This is a genomic window from Acaryochloris marina MBIC11017 (assembly GCF_000018105.1).
GTDB classification, from domain to species: domain Bacteria; phylum Cyanobacteriota; class Cyanobacteriia; order Thermosynechococcales; family Thermosynechococcaceae; genus Acaryochloris; species Acaryochloris marina.
In genome coordinates, this window is sequence record NC_009934.1 from 1 (window position 1) to 2133 (window position 2133).

A 2133-nucleotide genomic window follows, 5' to 3' on the forward strand; every position below is an offset into this window, starting at 1 on the left:
GCTAGATCCTGCTAACAGACCAGTGCCTGATTGCTGGATGAGGTTTCTTGTATTTGGCAAGATTGAAATAGGATGCGAATAGCAGCATAAAATTGATTACTAAATGCTGCTATTCGCACTACTTTTAGAAAGCTATTGAAAATAAGTGTTTCAGCAACTGGAGTAAAAAGTGATTTAACGAGTGTACCAAAGAAAAGCTGCTTCAGACTGAGCTTCTTAATTGAGAAGTTAGATGTAAAAAAAATACATCCATGCACTACTCAAATAGGAATTAAATATTACTGTCTAACTCCAGTGATCATTCCAGAATTTCTTCTTTTACCTGGTACAGACCTTTTTAGCCAGCAAAGAGGGCGATTATTATTATAGTTGGGAGGTTGCTGGTTAACATCAACAAATGTAAAGGCTCTACATTGAGAAGAACTAGCACACTCATTCATACACTGACCGACATTACCCACAGGAAATCCTGAACGGATATCTCCACCCTGACGATCTGTATTATATTCCACAAGGAAAACAGGCCCAAAAGTTTGTGCATGAGATATGGTCACAGAACCGGCAAGTATTGCAATACTTAGAAAAAAAAGTAAAACTAATTTTTTCATGATTGTTTTTCTCCAAGGTAGATCGTTTTTAGCATTAATATTCTGAAATGCAAATATTTCCAGATTTATAGTGTTACAAAACCTATTTATAGTTATCTAGTAATTAAAACTTATGCCAAAGTTCATAGTTTTAAAAGTTCATTGTTTTAAATTAGAGTTTTTAAGCGTAACACCATTTATTTGCTGAAATTAAAGGCTTAATTTTGAAGATTGGCTGATTTACAGAGCTTTAAGAAGACTGACATAGGCTGTTTTACTAGGTAATTGGTATAAGGTGTCTAAGAACCTCGGTACTTTGATGTCTTATCTTTTACCTTTTCCTTGTTTATGCATTTATTTATATTTTGTAACTTTTTAATAGGTATGAAGTGGGATGCAATGCCCTATAAAAAACCCCGAAAACAGGAGAGTCACGGGGGATTAAGAAGGTTGATAAATTCTTGGGTTTGCTTTGAGGTGCGATCGTGGGTTGGATGAGTGCGGGCACTGGTCTACTAACAGGGCACATACCTAAACCCTTTATTGGTGAGGAGTTCTAAAGTACTCAGTGGGCGAGAACAAAATCCCATCTCCATGGCTGGTGTGGTCTGCTTACTGAGTCCCCAATGGGGTCTAACCCAGTTATGAATCAGGCGTTGTACGTCTAGCACTCGCTGTAACCCCAACCGCTTCTTAGCGTAGAGATTCTGCCGCCTTCGATAAGCACTACATCGTCTCCTCAAGGCAGCATTGTGAGCCTCATTATGATTGGCATGGATCTCAGACCTTGGACTGATAGCGGTAAAGGGATGCTCTGTTTTCACCCACTCTACTCGCCGATTCCCCTGAGACCCTTTAACTTTCATCACGACTTCTAACCCTTCTCGCCAAACCTTGCGATGCCCATAGTCAGGATGACACTCATCACCTTTGAGATAGACACTGGCAAGCTGCCAAAGTTCTTGTCCATAACGCCTTTCACCATCGGTAAACCATCGAATCCCATCACAGGCTTTCACCCACTCCCAAGCTGAGTAAACGCCATTTGCAAAAAGTTGTGCATCCTTGAGGCCAGCTAGTGCTGTCAACCAATAGCGGCTTTCGCGTTCAAGGAAGTGGATGGTCCAGCCCTGGGACTGGCTGGGGGGGAAGATTTTTGCCTACACGAGTGTATACTTCATCCCCTTCTACCGTCACATCAGAGGCTGCTGGTGCGGGGGGGTGACCAGTTCTGTGCTTGGTCTGCTAGGCGTTTTTCCCAACGCATAATGGTGGTATGAGATTTACCAAAGGTACGACCTGCTGAACGGACCCCCATTCCTTCGGTGCGAGCTTTGATGGCATAGCTCACCACTGAACTAGCGGTGCGTAAACGAGCCATTGGGGTGCCTGTGCGTTCGTTGAAACGACGATTGCAATCCTTACACTGATATCGCTGGACTAATGTCCCATCTTGCAGACTATCAAAGCCACGCTTAAGGATCTTCTCACTTTGACAGTATGGGCATTCCATTGATCTACATCAGGTTCCGTCGAAGGCATTATA

The 2133-nt window shown here is 42.5% G+C and carries 1 protein-coding gene and 1 pseudogene; both read right to left on the bottom strand.

From position 1 onward, the window contains the following. Window positions 1–278 precede the first annotated feature (278 nt). Entirely contained in the window at window positions 279–608 is a 330-nt protein-coding gene (locus AM1_RS39520; protein ID WP_012168531.1) for a PAN domain-containing protein, read from the bottom strand. Window positions 609–1102: 494 nt separating this feature from the next. Next, window positions 1103–2100: pseudogene (locus AM1_RS40700) on the bottom strand (IS1-like element ISAcma36 family transposase). Between the last annotated feature and the right edge of the window lie 33 nt (window positions 2101–2133).

What these genes read in the sequence shown, in the direction of transcription:
- AM1_RS39520 (WP_012168531.1), bottom strand. Translation starts at nt 608, where the DNA reads ATGAAAAAATTAGTTTTACTTTTTTTTCTAAGTATTGCAATACTTGCC.